The sequence below is a fragment of the Saccharothrix obliqua genome, from assembly GCF_019375475.1.
GTDB classification, from domain to species: Bacteria; Actinomycetota; Actinomycetes; order Mycobacteriales; family Pseudonocardiaceae; genus Actinosynnema; species Actinosynnema obliqua.
The window spans coordinates 350,136-368,156 of sequence record NZ_JAHXGQ010000008.1 but is presented as its reverse complement, the minus strand read 5'-3'; the positions used below and the strand labels follow the sequence as shown (position 1 = coordinate 368,156).

Below are 18,021 nucleotides of genomic sequence, written 5' to 3'. Positions count from 1 at the left end.
AGTGGGCACTTGCCCACCCATGATGGGCACATGCCCACTTTACCCCCGCACCAGCACCGGCGGATGGCCGAGTCGTTCGGCGTCGACCCCGAGCGCTACGACCGCACCCGTCCCCGCTACCCCGCCGAACTGGTGAGCCGCATCGCCGCCGCCGGCCCGGACGTCCTGGACGTCGGCACGGGCACCGGCATCGTCGCCCGGCAACTCCGGGCCGCCGGGTGCGCTGTGCTCGGCGTGGAGCCCGACGCGCGGATGGCCGCGTTCGCACGCACCACCGGCATCCCGGTCGACATCGCCACCTTCGAGACGTGGGAACCCGCCGACCGCGACTTCGACGCCGTGATCGCGGCCCAGGCCTGGCACTGGGTCGACCCCGCGGTGGGTGCCCGGAAGGTGCTCCGGGTGCTGCGGCCGAACGGGTTGTTCGCCGTGTTCTGGCACGTCTTCCAGCTTCCGCCCGCCGTGGCCGAGGCGTTCGCCGACGCGTACCACCGCGCGGTCCCCGACTCGCCCGTCGACCTCCGCGCCGCCGCCTCCCCCGCCGACGCCTACCAGGCGATGATCACCGCGGCGGCGGACGGGCTTCGGGACGCGGGTGGGTTCGGGACGCCCGAGCGGTGGCGGTTCGACCACGAGGAGCACTACACGCGTGACCAGTTGCTGGACCTGCTGCCGACGCAGGGGACGCTGACCCGGCTGCCGGCGGACCGGCTCGCGGCCGTGTTGGACGAGGTCGGTGCTGCGGTTGACGCGCTCGGCGGCACATTCACCACCAACGAGAGCACCGTGGGCCTTGCGGTTCGACGCCTGTAGGAACGGCGGTTCCGCGCATGTGTCCACTGAGGACGGATGACATGCGGGAGGATCAGCCGTAGGAGCGCGGGGACGGTTGCGGGTAACCGCGGATGGCGCTGCGGCCCACGCCGTTCAGGATGACGGTGATCGACACGCCCAGCACGAGGTTGATCACGGCCGTCGCGATGCCGGGGCCCTCCAGGCCGCCGATGGTCAGGGGCAGCAGAACGGCGATCGCGGTCAGCAGCAACATGATCCAGGTGAAGAACTGCACCGAGCGCGGTGTGCCGACCAGCAGCACGTTGAGCAGCCCCGTCGCCAGCAGGCCCGCCAACGCGGCGCCCAACGCGTAGGTGACCGTGTTCGCGTTGCCCCACGCGCCCTCGCCGTGCGGGGCCAGCACCGCGACACCCAGCAGGCCGCGGGCGATCAGGATGCCGACCACCGCGATCAACGCCGCGACGACCGCGGTGGCGACGCCACCGGCCCACAGCCTGCCGGCGTCGACCTTGCCGGCGCCCGACTCCTCGGGAACGTCCATCGGAACGGTCACCGCCACCGCCTTCCGGGTACACGCGCGTCCAACCGCGGACAGTGTCGCGCCGACCACCGCGCCCCGCTCGTCCGAGACCACCCGTCCGAGTGACGATCTCCCCGATCGAGAACAATGGCGGACATGCACGCATGGGAACCGGTGACGACGGGGCACTCCGCCGCGAGCGTGCACCGCAGCCCGGACGGCCGGGCCTTCGCCAAGACGGCGACCGCTCCGCACGCCCGCGATGAACTGCGCGCGGAGCGCGACCGGTTGCAGTGGCTCGACTCGGTCGGTGTCGCCGCGCCACGCGTGCTGGACTGGTCGGACGACGGGGCGAGCACGCTCGTGACCTCCGCCCTGCCCGGCGTCCCGGCGAGCGACCTGCCACGCACGTCGGTCCGGCTCGCGGCCGAGCGACTGGTGGCGTTCCTCGCGTCACTGCACGCGCTGCCGGTGGCGGACTGCCCCTTCGACCGGCGGTTGGCCGTGGTGGTCGGGGTCGCGGCGGAACGGGTCTCGGCCGGGTTGGTGGACGAGGACACCCCGCGCGGGCGGTCGGCGGTGGACCTGCTGGGCGAACTGGAGTCCGGCCGGGCGCGGGCGGAGGCGGCGGAACGGGCCGACCTCGCGGTGTGCCACGGTGATTTCTGCCTGCCGAACGTGCTGCTCGACCCGGACCGGCTGGCGGTGACGGGCATCCTCGACGTCGGCCGGCTCGGCGTGGCCGACCGGCACGTGGACCTGGCGCTGCTGACCAGGTCCATGGCGACGACGGAGCTGAACCCCGCGTACGGGCCGGACATCGCGGAGTGGGTGGCGGAGCGGACCGGCGCCGACCCGTGGCGGATCGGCTACTACCGCCTGCTGGACGAGTTCTGCTGAGCCCGCCGCCCCCAGCGCGGAGGGGACGGCGGGCGTCGTGGGGTCAGTCGTTCCGGACGGGCAGGTCGCCCACGCGGCAGGCGTCCACGCCGATCGCGTCACGGGTGATCGCCTCGACGTTCTCCTGCGCCTTCCGCGCGTCGCCGACCCAGGTCTTGTAGAAGTCGAACGGGCAGTCGGCCAGCCCGCGATCACCCTCGCCCGCCGCGTGCACGCCGGTGTAACCCCGGTGCAGCAACTTGAACAGGTGGTTCTGCGACTGGTCGTGGTGGCGGGCGTCGCGGATCGCCGACACGGACAGCTGCGCGTACTGGATGCCGTACTCCTCCTCGCCGGTCTCACCGAGGGTGCGCCCGTCGAAGCCGATGATCGCCGAGTGGCCGAAGTACGAGTACACGCCGTCGAAACCGGCGGCGTTGGCCACCGCCACGTAGCAGTTGTTGGCCCACGCCATCGCCTTGGCCATCAACACCTGCTGCTCCTTCGCCGGGTACATGTAACCCTGGCAGCGGACGATCAGCTCGGCGCCCTTCATCGCGCAGTCGCGCCAGATCTCCGGGTAGTTGCCGTCGTCGCAGATGATCAGCGACACCTTCAGCCCCTTCGGGCCGTCCGTGACGTACGTGGTGTCGCCGGGGTACCAGCCCTCGATCGGGCACCACGGCAGGATCTTGCGGTACTTCTGCACGATCTCGCCGGCGCTGTTGATCAGCACCAGCGTGTTGTACGGCGGCTTGTCCGGGTGCTCCTCGTGACGTTCGCCGGTGATCGAGAAAACGCCCCAGGTGTTCGCCTCCCGGCAGGCCGCCGCGAAGATGTCGGTCTCCTCGCCGGGGATCGTGGCGGCCGTCTCGTACATCTCGCCCGGGTCGTACATGATGCCCTGGGTCGAGTATTCCGGGAACACCACCAGGTCCATGCCCGGCAGGCCGGTCTTCATGCCCACCACCATCTCGGCGATCCTGCGGGCGTTGTCGAGCACCTCCGCCTTGGTGTGCAGCCTCGGCATCTTGTAGTTCACCACCGCGACGCCGACGGTGTCGGGCGAGGACGAGATGTCACCGTGTCGCATCGACTCTCCTTGGCCGGAGCGGGTTCGGACGTCGGGCCACCGCGGTGACCCGGCCCGGTTGGCACCACCTGTAATATTTTCAGATGAAGGTAAGTGGCTCGCGCGGGTGCGTCAAGGGCTGCCCGGGATCAGAGGCGGGTGACCACGTCGAAGTCGAAGCCGTCCGCGACGGCGAGGTGCACGTACTGGTTCGCCTGCTGCCCGCGGAACTCGACCGTCCCACGTGGACCGTGGTAGGCCACGCCGTCGATCGCCGCGTTCAGCTCGGGCAGCCGCGCCGTGCCCGCCCGCCGCACGAGCGCCGCCAACGCGCGCAACCCTTCGTAGCACGATTCGGCCGCGTTGTTCAGGGCCGGCGCGTCCGGGCCGTGCAGCCCGACGTACCGGCCGAGCAGGTCCATCGCGTCCGCGTTGACCATGGACCGGAAGTACGCCGCCGACACGAACAGGTTGCGCGTGGCCCCGAAACCGCTGGCCAGCAACATGTTCTCCTCCATCAGCGGGCTGAAGCGCACCAGCCGCTCGTGGAGCCCGCGTGCCGCGAAGCGCCGGTTGAACTCCACCGCGTCCTGCCCGACCAGCAGCATCAGCACGCCGTCGCACGGCGTCCGCTCCACGCGGTCCACCAGGCCCGCCATGTCGCCGCCCAGGCTCGCGAACGCCTCGCCCGCGATCCGCAGGTCCAGCTCGCGCGCGTAGCGGCGGACCGCGGCGGTCGACGTGTGCGGCCACACGTAGTCGTCGCCGACCACGAACCAGTTCCGCGCGCCCACGTTGTCCCGCAGCCACCGGAGCGCGGGCGCGAGTTGCAGCCGCGGTGTCTCGCCGCAGCAGAAGATCCCGGGCCTGCGCTCACCGCCCTCGTACAGCGACGTGTACACGTAGGGCACGCGCCCGGCGACGACCGGCGCGACCGCGTTGCGGACCGACGAGATGTGCCAGCCGCTGACCGCGTCCACCCGCCCGGCGGTGATCAGGGCGTCCAGCTCGGCCGCGACCCGCGCCGGTTCCGCGCCGCCGTCCACCACCTCGAACGACACCTCGCGCCCGAGCAGGCCGCCCTCCGCGTTCAGCTCGCGCGCGGCGAGGTCGGCGATCGCCTCGCAGGACGGCCCGAAGAGGCCGGCCGGCCCCCGGAGGGGGACCACCAGCGCGACCCGCCAGTCGGCGCGGGCGTCCCGCGATGCGACACCGGCCATCCGGACAACTCTCGACCTGTGGGCTGTCACCGTCCACCGCGAGTTTTACAATCGGGTGCTTTTTCCGCAAGAGGAGGACCGGTGCGCGAACCCCTGACCAGAGCACTCACCAGGGCGGTCCGCGTGGTGACCGGTCACGTGGAGGAAGTGCTGCGCCCGGACGGGCTCACCGTCGACCAGTGGCTGGTGCTCGCCGCACTGGCCGAGGAACGCGGCCTCACCATGACGGAGCTGACGGCACGCACGCCGGCCAGCGGTCCGACCGTGACGCGCGTCGTGGACAAGCTCGTCGGCACGGCCCTCGCGTACCGCGAGGTCGACCCCGAGGACCGCCGCCGCGTCCGCGTCTACCTCAGCCCACGTGGCCGCGCGCTGCACAAGCGCCTGGCGGGCAAGGTCGCCGACGTGGAGCGGCGACTGCTCGGCCACGCGGAGCCCGACGTCCTCGACTTCCTGCTCCGCCTCGCCGAAACGTAGTCGGCGCCGCGGCGGAGGAATGCCGTCCGTGCTGCCCCAACGGGCAGCGGAACTGCCCGGGAGGACCACCGGGACGCCCCACCGCGCGCGGCGCGGCGCGTTTTGCCGCGCACTGGACGCGAAAACCACGCGCCGGACCGACCCGAAGTGTGCGCGATCGGTGCAACGCGGGTTACCGGGCCCGTGCTCGAATGGACCGGCGAACCGCCGCCGAGCAATTCGCACGCGTGTCGAAACCCGTGGGGAAAGGGGATTCCATGTCGTCGATCAACCGTCGCCACCTGCTCGCCGGACTGGGCGCCGCCACCGGGCTGGTGGTGGCCGGCGCGCCGCCCGCGCCCGCGCTCGCCCGGGACGCGGAGGTGGTGCGCCGCCCGGACGGCGCGGTGGACTGGGCCGCGGTGCGCCGGCTGTTCCGGACCGAGCCCGGCTGGACCAACCTCGCCATGTTCTACATCTCCTCGCACCCGACGCCGGTGCGCCGCGCCATCGAGCACCTGGCCCGCCAGGTGGACGCCGACCCGCTGGCCGTCTCGCACGGCCTGTCGCTGCCGGACGGGCCGACCGGCTGGGACCGCGTGCGGTCCTCGCTCGCGGACTACATCGGCGGCCGGGCCGAGGAGATCGCGATGACCGCCAGCACCTCGGTGGGGCTCGGCGTCGTCTACAACGGCCTGGTCGTCAAGCCCGGCCAGGAGTTCCTGCTCACCGAGGAGGACCACACCTCGCAGCGGACCGCCGCGCGGCTGGCCGCCGCGAAGTTCGGCGCGTCGGTCCGGTTCACCAGCCTCTTCCGCGACGTCACCACCACGACGGTCCGGGAGATCACCGAGCGGCTGGCCGCCGAGATCCGGCCCACCACCAGGGTTGTCGGCACGACGTGGGTGCAGTCCAGCACGGGTTTGCGGTCGCCGATCGCGGAGATCGCCGCCGTGGTGCGCGCGGCGAACGAGGGGCGCGCGCCCGCCGACCGCTGCCTGCTCGTGGTGGACGGCGTGCACGGCCTGGCCGCGATCGACGCCGACGCCGCCCGCCTCGGCGCGGACGTGTTCGTCGCGGGCACCCACAAGTGGCTGTTCGGGCCGCGCGGCACCGGTCTGGTGTGGGTGTCGCCGACCGCGATCGACCAGTTCCGGCCGACGTTCATCAGCTTCGTCGGCTCGGCGGGCGCGGCGGCGTTGTCGCCGGGCGGTTTCCTGGCGTACGAGCACGCTTTCGCGCTGCCCGTCGCGGTGGCGCTGCACCAGGAGATCGGCCGCCCCGCGGTGGCCGCGCGCATCGCCGAGCTGGGCGACCGGGCACGCCGGGGGCTCCGGCGCATCCGGCGCGTGCGCGTGCACACGCCGCTCGCGCCGGAGCTGTCGGCCGGCATCACCTGCTTCACGGTCGACGGCTTCACCAACCAGGAGGTCATCGACCACGCCGCGCACCACCACGTGCGGCTGTCCGAGTCGACCTACTCCAACACGCCCCCGTTCGTGCGGATCGGCACGGGCGTCATGAACACCCCCGCCGAAGTGGACCGGGCGCTGGAGGTCATCGCCGGGCTGCGCCGCTGACCGTCCGGTGTGGACGGACGCCCACCGCGTCGGGTGGGCGTCCGCGCCGGGTTCAGGCCCGCTCGTACGGGGTGCGCTCCCCCGCCTCGACCGCGAACGGCAACCGGTTGCCCTCCGGGGGCAGCGGGCACGTCGCGAAATCGGTGAAGGCGCACGGCAGGTTCTCCGCGCGGTTGAAGTCCAGCACGACCGACCCGTCCGCGGCGGGCGGCGGCACGGACAGCGACCGGTTCGCCGCGTACGTGGTGACCCCGCTGGTCGCGTCGGTGAACAGGATGCTCAGCCCGCCGTTCACACCGTTGAACGCGGTCAGGGCGTGCTCCTCGCCGCCGTGCCGGAACCGGACGACACCCGGTGCCGAGTACACGTGGGTGAGCCCTTCGACGACCGCGCCGACGGTGGTCGGCCGCGGCTCGTCGAACGGCTCGTACGAGCCGGTCAGCACCCACTCCTCCGCGGGCTCGTAGGCGGGCACCCCGCGGAACGCGGCGAGCACGGGCGCCTTCGGGTCGTGCACCCGGATCAGGTAGCCGCCGCGCCGCGCCACCTCGATCTCCACGTCACCCGCCACCACCCGCGTGCCGGCACCGCTCTGGACCAGCTCGAACCGCAGCCGCTCGCGCACGGGCGCGCCCTCGTACCGGGCCTCCGCGCCCTGCGGGTCGAAGTACGCCGCATCGTCGTCCTGCCACCACAAGCCGGGCAGCCCCGGGTACGCCTTGGGCTGGTCGCCCAACCAGTCCAGGGACACCAGCGCGAGCCAGCCGTACGGGTCGGCCAGGCTCGACACCCGGTCGGCCTGCCACTCCCGCCACCGCTGCGCGAACCCGGTCGCCCGCTCCTGCTCCACACCGCTCACCGTGCACCTCATTCCGTGGAATGCCGTCAACGGTGCCAACGGGGTCGTGGACGGGCTATTCCGCGTCCCACTGGGCGGGACGGCCGTGGTTGTCGTACCCCTGTGTGATGCTCGGCGCGTGGTCATCGACTTCGCCGCCGAGTTGTGGGTGTGGGACGCGCGACGCGTCGACACCTGGACGTTCGTGAGCCTGCCCGCCGACGCGTCCGACGAGATCCGGGAGCGGTCCGCCGGCCGCCGCAACGGCTTCGGCTCGCTGCGGGTGCGGGCGACGCTGGGTGGCAGCACGTGGGCCACCTCGATCTTCCCGGACGCCGCGAGCGGCTGCTACGTGCTGCCGGTCAAGCGGGCCGTGCGGCAGGCGGAAGCACTCGCACCGGGCGGCACGGCGGAGGTCCGCGTCGAGGTCGTGGACCTCTGACGACCTCCGTCCACAGTGCCCGGCCGGCGTCCGAAGTGCCCGATCGCCGCAGCAACGTTGCCCGCGACGCGCGGTGGGCGGCATAGTCCCGATCAACGCCACCCACGAAAGAAGTGATCATGCGAAGACGGTTGACCTCGGTCCTGCTCGGCGCGGCGCTGGGCGTCGCCACCGCGGTGGCCCTGCCCACGCCCGCGCTGGCGAACTGGCACCCGTGGACCGACCTCGGCGGCGCGGCGCTGGAGAGCGGACCGGGCTTCGCGCCCGGCACGTCGCTCTACGCCCGTGACGCCGGCGGCAAGCTGGTGCGGGCGAAGGCCGGCGGCCCCGCGCCGGTCGTCTGGGAGCCGGAGCACATGTACACCCTGACCGCGCCGTCCGTGATCACGGGCCGCCCCAAGGCCGGCACGAGCTTGAACGCGGAGGTCTACTACACGACCTCCGAGAACGACGTGAACTACCTCGACAGCGCGCTCCGGTGCTCCCCGCCCGACTACTGCCGGTGGGGCGCGCAGCACGGCTACACCGGGGGCCGCAGTTCCGCCGCGCCCTCCGCCACCCGCCTGCACGGTGACCGCGTCGACCTCTTCGCGCGCAGCCTGGACGACCACCTGACGCACTCCTGGCATTACGGCACGATCGACCAGCCATGGGCCGACTGGGAGCAGCTCGGCGGGCTCAAGTTCGAGGAGAGCCCGTCCGCCGTCAGCTGGTGGTCGGGCAACCGGCTGGACGTGTTCGTCCGCGGCACCGACAACGGGCTGTGGCAGCTGTACTGGACGTCCGGCGGCGGCTGGAGCGAGTGGGAGTACCTGGGTGGCACCATCCGGTCCGCGCCGTCCGTGATCGCGTTCGACGACGGTCGCCTGGACGTCTTCGCCCGCAGCACCTCCAACACCCTGCTCCACCGCTGGTGGGGTGCGGGCGCCGGCTGGTCGGCCTGGGAGGACCTGGGTGGTTCGGTGAATTCCGCGCCCACCGCCGTCAAGACCGGCGACCGCCGGATCGACGTCTACGCGGTGGGCGGGAACGGGCGGTTGCAGCACACCTGGTGGGGCTGACCGCATTCCGCGGGCCGCGCCCGGTCGGGTGCGGCCCGCGGAACCGCGATTCACGCGCCGGCCGGTCACGCACCGGCGCGCGCGGCAAACCTACTCGGTGATTTTCCACCCGAGCGCGTGACCCGATCGAATTAACCGGAATACCGAGCGCACGGCCCGCGGGAGCCGAATTGCCGCTCACCGGCCCCAGCACGGCGCTGACCTGCGGATTCAGCAGAGCGCTACGCCATTTCACGTACGCACGGGTGAACGTGTTCGATCAACCTTGACAGCCCGAACGGCCGTCGGCAGGCTGATCCGCCGTGCGACCGAGGGAGCGGATGTGCCGCGTGCGAACAACCCGACGATGCTGCGGACAATCGCCCGGTCGAGCCCCGGACGACCGGTCTTCCAGGCATTTTCCGGGTTATCCGGAATAGTGCGCGAAACCGGCCGGAAAAACGCGCACACAAGTTCCCCGATCCCTCGCGAGGACCTGATTGATGCCAGCACACAACCCGTCCAGTGATCCCCTGGCGGGGCGCTCGGCCTGGCCGGCCGTGGTCGCCGCGGCGATCGCGCCGGCCGTCGCGAGCGGCCTGGTCTGGTGGGCGGCGCTCACCGTGCCGCCGACCGCCCGGGTCGCCGTCGCCGTCAGCGGCGGGCTCGTGGTGGCCGCGCTGGTCGCCGCCATCGCGGTGGCCGGGTGGCAGCGCGCCGCCGCGCACCGCCACCGGGCGCGGGCCGACGCCCTGGCCGCCGAGTCCGCCGACCTCGCCGACCGGCTCATCCCCGGCCTGGTGCGGCGGCTGCGCGCGGGTTCGGCGCCGGACACCGCGCTCGCCGAGGTCGACCGGCCGACCAACCCCGACCACGAGCGCGTGCTCCGCACCCTCGCCGAGGAGGTGGGCCGGGGCGAGCGGTCCCGCGCCGCCGCGATGGCCGCGTGCGGCAATGCCGCGGGCCGGATGCAGGCGCTGGCCACGTCGATGCTCGCCGACCTGCGCGAGATGGAGGACCGGCACGGCGAGGACGTGCTGGGCGACCTGCTCAAGCTGGACCACAGCACCGCCCAGGCCGGCCGCCTCGCGGACAGCATCGCGGTGCTCACCGGTTCCCGGTCGGGCCGCCGCTGGACCAAGCCGATCGTCATGGAGTCGGTCCTGCGTGGCGCGATCGGCCGGATCAGCGCCTACCAGCGCGTGCGCACGCACTCCACCAGCACCGCCGCGATCGTCGGCTACGCCGCCGAGGGCGTGATGCACGCGCTCGCCGAGCTGATCGACAACGCGTGCGGGTTCTCCCCGCCCTCCGAGCAGGTGCACGTCTACGTCGAGGAGGTGCAGGCGGGCGTGGTCGTCACCGTCGAGGACGGCGGCCTCGTCATGAGCGACCTCGCGCTGCGTCGCGCCGAGCTGATCGTCTCCGGCGAATCGCTCGACCTCACGGGCCTGTCCGGCACCCGGCTCGGCCTGGCCGTGGTCGGCCGCTTGGCGCGCAAGCACGGGCTGACCATCTCGTTCCGCCCGTCCTCGCGCGGCGGCACGGGCGTGGTCGTGATGATCCCGCGCACGCTGGTCACCGAGCCGCGCGCGGGCGGCGGCAGGCGGCGGTCCGCGGCACCACCAGCGGCACCACCCGCCCTGCCGGAGCCGACGCCGGTCGCCCAGCCCGAACCCGAGGCGCTGCCGGAGGAGGTCCTGCTGCCGCGCCGCCGGCGTGGCGACACGCTCGGGTCGATGTTCCCGCCGCCACGCCGCGCCGTCGAGTTCAGCGGTCCGCGCACCGACGCCGGCAGCCGGTTCAGCGCGTTCCGCAACGCGGGCCGCCCCACCCGGGACGCGCGCCCCGAGGGCCACCCGCCGGAGCAGCACGGGCCGGACGCGCACCCGGCGGAACCCGAACCGCAGCCCGAACCGCGGCCGGCGGCGGAGCCCGGCGAGACGCACCACCGGCCGTCCTAGCACCACCCGCGAACACCCGAACCGATTGGAGGCAGGGGCGCGGCCCCTCAGCCCGGATGAACACCACCGACCGCGACCTCGACTGGTTGCTGGAGAACCTCCTCGACAGAACACCCGGCTCCCGCCACGCCCTGGTGCTGTCCAAGGACGGGCTCAAGCTCTGCCGCAGCGGCGGCCTGTCGGTGGACCAGGCCGACCAGCTCGCCGCCATCGCGTCCGGGATGCAGAGCCTGTCCTACGGCGCGTCGGTCGAGTTCGGCGACGGGACGGGCGGCGTGCGCCAGTCCATGACCGAGTTCCACGGCGGGCTGCTGTTCATCGTGGAGGCCGGGCAGGGCGCGCACCTGGCGGTGCTCGCCGCGGACGACGCCGACGCGGGCGTGATCGGCCACAACATGAACGAACTGGTGGAGCAGCTCGGCGACTACCTGTCCACGCCGCCGCGCCGACCGGTGGGCCCGCACCCGACGTGAAGCCCCGGCTGGACGACGAGGACCCGGACCGGCTGTACACCATCACCGGTGGCCGCAGCCGGGTCGGCGGCGGCTCGCTCGACCTGGTGACGTTGATCGTCAGCGAGAGCGAGCCGACCGCCGGGATGCAGTCCGAGCACGCGCGCATCCTGCGCACCTGCCGCCGGCCGACCGCGGTGGTGGAGCTGTCGGCGGACCTCGGCCTCCCGGTGAGCGTGGTCCGGATCCTGCTGTGCGACCTGCTCGACGCGGGCGTGGTGACCGCCCGCCACCCCCGACCGACCCACTCGCCGGACGCGCTGCCGTCCCCGGAACTGCTGAAGCGGGTGCTCCTTGGCCTACGGAAACTCTGACACCGCGGCCCGCGCGCCGCTGCGCGCCGGGGCGCGGCACGGCCTCAAGATCGTGGTCGTCGGCGGGTTCGGCGTCGGCAAGACGACCATGGTGCGCTCGGTCAGCGAGATCCGGCCGCTGTCCACCGAGGAGACCATGACCACCGCCGGCGTCGGCGTGGACGACACGACGGCCGTGCGCGGCAAGACCACCACCACCGTGGCGTTCGACTTCGGGCGCATCACCCTGGACGACGAGTTCGTGCTGTACCTGTTCGGCGCGCCCGGCCAAGAGCGGTTCTGGTTCCTGTGGGACCAGTTGTTCGCCGGCACGCTCGGCGCGGTGGTGCTGGTGGACACCCGGCGCCTTGAGGACTCGTGGTACGCCATCGACCGCCTGGAGCACCACGGCACGCCGTTCGTGGTGGCACGCAACAACTTCGGCGCACCGCGCCACACGCTCGACCAGCTCCGCGACGCGCTCGACCTGCCCCGCCACGTGCCGCTGGTCGACTGTGACGCCCGCCGGCGCGATTCCAGCAAGGCCGTGCTGGTCGCGCTGGTCGACCACCTCTTCGCCTTGTCCTCCGCCAGGGAGCCCACGCCGTGACCGACCCGACCGAGCTGTCCGACCTGACCGCCACCCCGCCGCACGGCATCCCGGTGCCGCCGCAGGGGTGTCCCGCCCACGCCAAGCCCGTCGTGGCGCTGCACGGGCCGTTGTTCCAGCAGCAGCCCGCCGAGCTGTACCGCCGGCTGCGCCGCGAGCACGGCCCCGTCGCACCGGTCGAGCTGGAGGGTGGCGTGCCCGCCTGGTACGTGCTGGGCTACCGCGAGCTGCACCACGTGCTGGCCAACGACCAGGTGTTCGCGCGCGACTCGCGCCGCTGGAACCAGTGGGACCGCATCCCGCCGGACTGGCCGCTGATGCCGTACGTGGGCCACCAGCCGTCGGTGATGTTCGCCGAGGGCCCGGAGCACCGCCGCCGCTCCGGTGCGATCAGCGACGCGCTCGGCGCGATCGACCAGTTCGAGCTGCGGCAGCGGTGCGAGGCGGTGGCGGACTCGCTGGTCGACGCGTTCGTGGTGACCGGTCAGGCCGACCTGATGGCGCAGTTCGCGCACCCGATGCCGGCGCTCGTGGTGGCGAAGCTGTTCGGGCTGCCCGACGTGGAGGCGCCGGGGCTGGTGCGGGACCTGACGCGGTCGCTGGACGGCGGCGACGACGCGATAGCCGCGTACGGCCGGGTCGCGGACGCGATGCGGAAGCTGGTGCACCGCAAGGCCGTCGCGCCCGGCCCGGACGTGCCGTCGCGGATGCTCGCCCACCCGGCGGGGCTGAGCGAGGAGGAGCTGACCCGCGACCTGCTGGTGGTGCTGGCCGCGGCTCAGCAGCCCACGGCGAACTGGATCGGCAACACGTTGCGGCTGATGCTCACCGACGACCGGTTCGCGGTGACCCTGTCCGGCGGGCGGCGCAGCGCGGGCCAGGCCCTCAACGAGGTGTTGTGGGAGGACACGCCGACGCAGAACTTCGTCGGCCGCTGGGCCACCCAGGCGACCGAGCTGGGCGGCCACCGCATCCTGCCGGGCGACCTGGTGATCATGGGGTTGGCGGCGGCGAACACCGATCCGCAGGTGCGCCCCGAACCGGACGCCGGCGCGGTGGGCAACCACGCGCAGATGTCGTTCAGCCACGGCGAGCACCGCTGCCCGTTCCCCGCGCCGGAGATCGCGGAGGTGATCGCGAAGGCCGCCGTGGAGGTGCTGCTCGACCGGCTGCCGGACGTGGTGCTCGCGGTCGGTCCGGACGAGCTGGAGTGGCGGCGGTCGGTGTGGATGCGCGGGCTGGCGGCGTTGCCGGTGGAGTTCACCCCGGCCTACCTCGTGCGCTGAGCGGGCGTGAAGACGACGGGCACGTCGACGGGTCCCCTGGTGAACACGCCGTGCTCGGCCGGCCGGGAACCGGCGGCCGGGCGGACGTCCGGCATGGCGTCCAGCAACTGGTCCACGGCCACCTCGACCTCCGCCTTGGCCAGCAGCGCGCCGACGCAGAAGTGCCTGCCCAGCGAGAACGCGAGGTGGTTCGCGGCGGCGGTGAACGCGCGGGTGGTGTCCAGGTCGTCGCGGAACAGGTCGAACTCGTCGGGCCGCGCGTACCGCGCCGGGTCCCGGTTGGCCGCCCCGATCAGGCAGATCACCGTCGACCCGGCGGGCACCACGCCGCCGGACAGCTCGACGTCCGCCGCGGGCTGCCGCATGATCATGCGCACCGGTGGGGTGTAGCGCAGGGTCTCGGCGAACGCCCGGGGCACCAGCGAGCGGTCCGCGCGCACCGCCGCGAGCTGGTCGGGGTGGTCGAGCAGGTTGCGGAAGATCGCGGCGATCGCCTTGTCGGTGGTCTCGCCGCCCGCCGCGAGCAGCAGCGAGCAGAACGCCGTGATGTCCTCGTCGGACATCCGCGTGCCCTCCACCTCCGCCTGGCACAGGGAGGACAGCAGGTCGTCACCGGGTTCCGCGCGCCGCTGCCGGAGGATCGGGGCCAGGTAGGCGGTGAACTCGGCGCGGGTCCGGTGGCCGGCCGCGGTCACCGCGGGGTCGCCGGACAGGTTGCCGAGGAACTCGATCACGCACTTGTACCAGGCGTGGAAGCGGGCGTGGTCGGCCTTGTCCAACCCGAGCACGTCGACGATCACGTTGATCGGGAAGTGCGTGGCGAACTCCTCCACCAGCTCGGCGTGGCCGGCGTCGCGGAAGCCGTCGACCAGGGCGCGGGCGTTGCGCTCGATGACGGGCATGAACCGGTTCTGGAGCGTTTCGCCGCGGAACGCGGGCGCCACCAGGGCGCGGCGCACGGAGTGCTCGCGCCCGCTCATCTGGAGGATCGTGCGGCCGTGCACCGGTTCGGCCTGCCAGTCGTAGTTGGCCGTCGTGAACACCGGGTCGCGGAACGCCCGCTCGACGTCCTCGTAACGCGAGATGATCCAGCTCCGCATCCCTTCGTGGTAGTGCAGCGGGGCGTGCTCGCGGAACGCCCGGTAGGCGGGATAGGGGTCCGTGGTGAACTCCTGGGACAGGATGTCCGGCAGGTCCCGTGCCTCGGTCATGACACCCTCCAGGCGCGCCTCGTCGTCCCAAGTCCGCCCGAGGCTAGTTTCGCCCGGCGCCCCACCACATCCGCCGCCCGTGGGAACCACCGTCCACTCAGGACCGAAGATAACCCGGACGGCGGTTGTCCCGGGCCACCGGGGAAGCAGCGGTCGCGCTACGGCGCGGTGACGCGCACGCGCAACCCGCGCCGGTGCGGCGTCACGCCGCGGGACGGCCGGAACTCCGGGCCGGACACCGGGTGCACGTCCCAGCGCGTCACGATCGCGGCGAGCACGGCCAGCGCCTCGGCCCGCGCGAGCCGGTCGCCGACGCACATCCGCGCGCCCGCGCCGAACGGCAGGTAGTGGTCCAGCGGGCGGTGCGCGTCCTGCCCGGCCCAGCGGTCGGGTTGGAACTCGTCCGGGTCGGGGAACAGGTCGGGCCGGGTGTGCAGCAGGTACGGGCTGAACGCGACGCACGTGCCCCTGGCGAGCCGGTGCCCGCCGAGTTCGGTGTCCGCCGTGACCTCGCGGGTGAGCAGCAGGCCCGGCCAGTGCAGCCGCAGGGTCTCGGTGAGCACGCGGTCCGCGTACGGCATGGCCTCCGGCGTGGGCGGGCCACCCGCGCGGACCTCGGCACGCAGCCGGGCCTGCACGTCCGGGCGGTGGGCGAGCACGTGGAGCACGGAGCTGAGCAGGCTCGCCGTGGTCTCGGTCGCGGCGACGTAGAAGGTGGACACCTGGTCCACCAGTTCGTCGTCGGACTTCCAGTCCTCGCCCGCGACCAGGGCCGACATCAGGTCGCCGTGATCCGCACCGGACTCGCGGTAGGCCGCCACCAGGTCGGCGGCGCGGCGGCGCAGCCGGACCGACGCGCGGTCGAAGCGGCGTGCGCCGGGCAGGAAGCGGAGCAGCGCGGGTGGCGTGAACATGCGCAGCAGCAGGGCGTCCTGCATGGCCCGGGTGTCCCGGCCGATCGCCGCGCGGTCGTCGGCGTCGAGCAGACCGCCGAGCAGGGTGGTGGTGGCGATCTCGGCGAACAGGTCGAACAACACGTCGAAGGCACGCACCACCTGGCCCGACCGCCAGCCGTCCGCCATGGCCGCGGCGCGCTCGTGGGCGACCTCCGCGTATGCGGGCAGCCGGTCACGGCGGAACGCGGGCTGCGCGAGCCGCCGCTGCCTGCGGTGGTCGACGTGCGGGCAGCCCGCGAGGCCGTTGCCGAGCACGGCTCGCAGCCGGTCGAAGAACACGCCGCCCTTGTCGTAGGTGCGGTCGTCCAGCAGCACGACCCGGAGCAGTTCCGGGTCGCACACCATCACCACCCGCTGCGGGCCCAGCCGGAGGTCGACCAGGCCGCCCCGCGCGGGCAGCGACCGGAGGAAATCGAACGGGTCGATGAGCAGCCGGTGGGCGTGCCCGGCGAGCGGCAGCGCACCGCCCGCCGTGCCGCGCGCGACTCCGGTGTCCGCCATGTCGGCCTCCAGGTGGGTGGGACCCAGCGTGGCACCGCGACCGGTGGCCGCGCGCGACCGTCACACGAACCGGGGGCGGGGACGACCCGCCCGGCCCAGCGCGGCGACGTGGCGTGGCCGGACCGGCCGGCGCGGTCCCGATCCGGACAGGGGTCGGTGCGGGACCGCATTCCCGCGGTCCCGCACTGCGGACGGTGGTCGGGGGAACTCGGGGGTTACACGGGGACGTCGCCGCCGACGCCCCAGCCGACGGTGAGCACGTTGAGCGAGTACCAGGTGCCGTTGCTCGGCCGCCACACCGTGAAATCGGTCCGGTTGTTGCCGTTGAAATCACCGGAAACCGGGATGTCACCGCCGACGCCCCACGCGACCGTCGCGATGTCGCGGACGTACCAGGTCCCGTTACTGGGCCGCCACACCGCGAAATCTGTTCGGTTGTCGCCGTTGAAATCGCCGGTTACCGGGATGTCACCGCCGACGCCCCACTGGACCGTCGCGATGTTCCGCGCGTACCAGGTGCCGTTGCTGGGTCGCCACACGGTGAAATCCGCGCGGTTGTCGCCGTTGAAGTCGCCCACCACCGGGATGTCCTCGCCGATGCCCCACGCGACGGTCGCGATGTTCCGCACGTACCAGGTCCCGTTGCTCGGCCGCCACACCGCGATGTCCGCGCGGTTGTCGCCGTCGTAGTCGGCGGGCACCGGGATGTCTCCGGCGACGCCCCAGGCCACGGTGGTGATGCCGCGGACGTACCAGGTGCCGTTGCTCGGCCGCCAGACGGCGATGTCGGTGATGTTGTCGCCGTTGTAGTCGGCCGCCACCGGGATGTCGCCCGCCTGGCCCCACTGGACGTTGAAGAGGCCGCGGACGTACCAGACGCCGTCCGCGGGACGCCACACCGCGACGTCCGTGGTGCCGTCGCCGTTGAAGTCGCCCGCCACCCGCTGCGGTGACAGGTCGGTGGCGATCGACCGGGTTCCCACCTCGTCGCCGGAGGCCGCCGACGTGCCCGCCAGAACAGCGGCGGCAGCCGCGGAGATCGCGACGAGTCCTTTACCGAAATTGCGCATGGGCACAGTCTGCGGTCGCCCAACACCCCGGAAATCACCTGTTCCGCTCAGTGGACCGGAAAGGCGCTTCCGGTTGAATGACGACCCGAGGGGGTGGGTGAAGACATGAACCGGACGGAGTTGGATCGTGGTGTGCTCGGCCGTGCGTTCACTCTCTTGGACGCGTTGGTCGGCCATTCGGATGGAGTTGGACTCACGTGGATCGCTCATTATTGCGGAATACCCAAAGCCAGCGCGCACCGGCTGCTGCAACAGCTGGAGGCGCTCGGTGTCGTGGAACGGTCGGACGGGCTCTACCGGGTCGGCGCACACGTGTTCCGGCTGGGGCAGGCGTGGGAGCCGTACCCCCGCCTGCTGGCCGCCGCCCGCCGCCCGCTGCACGAACTGGCCGCCGCCACCCGGGCCAGCGCCGTGCTGACCGTGCCGCACCGCCGCGAAGCCCTGGTGGCGGCGGTCAGCCTGGCCCGCCCCGAAGACGTGCCGCTGCTGAGACCCGGCCACGCCGTGCCGGCGGAGGTGCGCCTCGTGAGCACCCCCGTCGCCGCGCCGACCGGGCAGAACGTCGCCACGATCGCCACGCTCGCCCACGACCGGGGGCGCGGCGCGTTCTTCGGCGAGGCCGTCCGGCACGCCGCCCGCGCGGTCAGCGCCGCACTGGTCCGCTGACCGCCACCGGGAACCGGCGCGAACTCCGCCACGACCGCACGGCTGATCTCGCCGTCCGCTGTGGACAACGCCCCCGGTGCGTGCGAACGGGTATCGGACCGGTGAACTGG

At 72.9% G+C, this 18,021-nt stretch carries 19 protein-coding genes; 12 read left to right on the top strand and 7 right to left on the bottom strand.

What is annotated here, in order from left to right; genetic code table 11:
- The first annotated feature begins 30 nt into the window (after positions 1–30).
- Positions 31–813: a class I SAM-dependent methyltransferase gene (locus KZQ38_RS25330; RefSeq protein ID WP_257902147.1), complete on the top strand. Its 783-nt coding sequence runs from the start codon at positions 31–33 to the stop codon at positions 811–813.
- 52 nt (positions 814–865) lie between these two features.
- Here KZQ38_RS25330 and KZQ38_RS25325 read toward each other — a convergent pair whose 3' ends face one another.
- Positions 866–1,336 carry a DUF6069 family protein gene (locus KZQ38_RS25325; RefSeq protein ID WP_219445209.1) on the bottom strand — a complete coding sequence of 157 codons (471 nt, stop codon included), beginning with the start codon at positions 1,334–1,336 and terminating at the stop codon, positions 866–868.
- A 135-nt stretch (positions 1,337–1,471) separates the two neighbouring features.
- On the opposite strand from KZQ38_RS25325, the gene KZQ38_RS25320 reads away from it, so the two are divergent.
- Entirely contained in the window at positions 1,472–2,215 is a 744-nt protein-coding gene (locus KZQ38_RS25320; protein WP_219445120.1) for an aminoglycoside 3'-phosphotransferase, read from the top strand.
- 43 nt (positions 2,216–2,258) lie between these two features.
- Here KZQ38_RS25320 and KZQ38_RS25315 read toward each other — a convergent pair whose 3' ends face one another.
- Together KZQ38_RS25315 and KZQ38_RS25310 are read right to left on the bottom strand one after the other, a co-directional pair.
- Positions 2,259–3,287, bottom strand: a complete 1,029-nt coding sequence (locus KZQ38_RS25315; RefSeq protein ID WP_219445119.1) for an aliphatic amidase — start codon at positions 3,285–3,287, stop codon at positions 2,259–2,261.
- 128 nt (positions 3,288–3,415) lie between these two features.
- Complete coding sequence (locus tag KZQ38_RS25310; protein ID WP_219445117.1) at positions 3,416–4,486, bottom strand: substrate-binding domain-containing protein; 1,071 nt, start codon at positions 4,484–4,486, stop codon at positions 3,416–3,418.
- Positions 4,487–4,567: 81 nt separating this feature from the next.
- Between KZQ38_RS25310 and KZQ38_RS25305 the strand changes: the two genes are divergently transcribed.
- Together KZQ38_RS25305 and KZQ38_RS25300 are read left to right on the top strand one after the other, a co-directional pair.
- The gene (locus KZQ38_RS25305) at positions 4,568–4,963 is read left to right on the top strand and encodes a MarR family winged helix-turn-helix transcriptional regulator (protein ID WP_219445115.1); all 396 of its coding nucleotides are present in this window, start codon (positions 4,568–4,570) and stop codon (positions 4,961–4,963) included.
- A gap of 257 nt (positions 4,964–5,220) precedes the next feature.
- Entirely contained in the window at positions 5,221–6,522 is a 1,302-nt protein-coding gene (locus KZQ38_RS25300) for an aminotransferase class V-fold PLP-dependent enzyme (protein ID WP_219445113.1), read from the top strand.
- Positions 6,523–6,574: 52 nt separating this feature from the next.
- On the opposite strand, the gene KZQ38_RS25295 is transcribed toward KZQ38_RS25300, so the two are convergent.
- On the bottom strand, positions 6,575–7,393 hold the full coding sequence (locus KZQ38_RS25295) for a DUF1684 domain-containing protein (protein ID WP_219445111.1): 819 nt from the start codon (positions 7,391–7,393) through the stop codon (positions 6,575–6,577).
- Between the two features lie 106 nt (positions 7,394–7,499).
- On the opposite strand from KZQ38_RS25295, the gene KZQ38_RS25290 reads away from it, so the two are divergent.
- The 7 genes from KZQ38_RS25290 to KZQ38_RS25260 all read left to right on the top strand — a co-directional run bounded on the left by KZQ38_RS25290 (position 7,500) and on the right by KZQ38_RS25260 (position 13,507).
- Positions 7,500–7,802, top strand: a complete 303-nt coding sequence (locus KZQ38_RS25290; RefSeq protein ID WP_219445109.1) for a DUF1905 domain-containing protein — start codon at positions 7,500–7,502, stop codon at positions 7,800–7,802.
- Positions 7,803–7,921: 119 nt separating this feature from the next.
- Positions 7,922–8,863 (top strand): DUF8189 domain-containing protein, encoded by a 942-nt coding sequence (locus KZQ38_RS25285; protein WP_219445108.1) that lies wholly within the window; start codon positions 7,922–7,924, stop codon positions 8,861–8,863.
- Positions 8,864–9,345: 482 nt separating this feature from the next.
- Positions 9,346–10,806 (top strand): sensor histidine kinase, encoded by a 1,461-nt coding sequence (locus KZQ38_RS25280; protein WP_219445105.1) that lies wholly within the window; start codon positions 9,346–9,348, stop codon positions 10,804–10,806.
- Between the two features lie 56 nt (positions 10,807–10,862).
- Positions 10,863–11,279, top strand: coding sequence for a roadblock/LC7 domain-containing protein (locus KZQ38_RS25275; protein ID WP_219445103.1), 417 nt, complete (start codon positions 10,863–10,865; stop codon positions 11,277–11,279).
- Positions 11,276–11,632 carry a DUF742 domain-containing protein gene (locus tag KZQ38_RS25270; RefSeq protein WP_219445101.1) on the top strand — a complete coding sequence of 119 codons (357 nt, stop codon included), beginning with the start codon at positions 11,276–11,278 and terminating at the stop codon, positions 11,630–11,632. The genes KZQ38_RS25275 and KZQ38_RS25270 overlap by 4 nt, the downstream gene beginning before the upstream one ends.
- Positions 11,633–11,684: 52 nt before the next feature.
- A complete protein-coding gene (locus KZQ38_RS25265) occupies positions 11,685–12,221 on the top strand; it encodes a GTP-binding protein (RefSeq protein WP_219445208.1) in 537 nt (178 codons plus the stop codon).
- A 53-nt stretch (positions 12,222–12,274) separates the two neighbouring features.
- Positions 12,275–13,507 carry a cytochrome P450 gene (locus tag KZQ38_RS25260; protein ID WP_308258589.1) on the top strand — a complete coding sequence of 411 codons (1,233 nt, stop codon included), beginning with the start codon at positions 12,275–12,277 and terminating at the stop codon, positions 13,505–13,507.
- Here KZQ38_RS25260 and KZQ38_RS25255 read toward each other — a convergent pair.
- The 3 genes from KZQ38_RS25255 to KZQ38_RS25245 all read right to left on the bottom strand — a co-directional run bounded on the left by KZQ38_RS25255 (position 13,492) and on the right by KZQ38_RS25245 (position 17,245).
- Complete coding sequence (locus tag KZQ38_RS25255; RefSeq protein ID WP_219445089.1) at positions 13,492–14,718, bottom strand: cytochrome P450; 1,227 nt, start codon at positions 14,716–14,718, stop codon at positions 13,492–13,494. The genes KZQ38_RS25260 and KZQ38_RS25255 overlap by 16 nt on opposite strands.
- A 158-nt stretch (positions 14,719–14,876) precedes the next feature.
- On the bottom strand, positions 14,877–16,175 hold the full coding sequence (locus KZQ38_RS25250) for a cytochrome P450 (RefSeq protein ID WP_219445087.1): 1,299 nt from the start codon (positions 16,173–16,175) through the stop codon (positions 14,877–14,879).
- Positions 16,176–16,390: 215 nt separating this feature from the next.
- On the bottom strand, positions 16,391–17,245 hold the full coding sequence (locus KZQ38_RS25245) for a VCBS repeat-containing protein (RefSeq protein ID WP_219445085.1): 855 nt from the start codon (positions 17,243–17,245) through the stop codon (positions 16,391–16,393).
- Between the two features lie 105 nt (positions 17,246–17,350).
- Between KZQ38_RS25245 and KZQ38_RS25240 the strand changes: the two genes are divergently transcribed.
- Positions 17,351–17,911 (top strand): helix-turn-helix domain-containing protein, encoded by a 561-nt coding sequence (locus KZQ38_RS25240; RefSeq protein ID WP_219445083.1) that lies wholly within the window; start codon positions 17,351–17,353, stop codon positions 17,909–17,911.
- Positions 17,912–18,021: the final 110 nt, after the last annotated feature.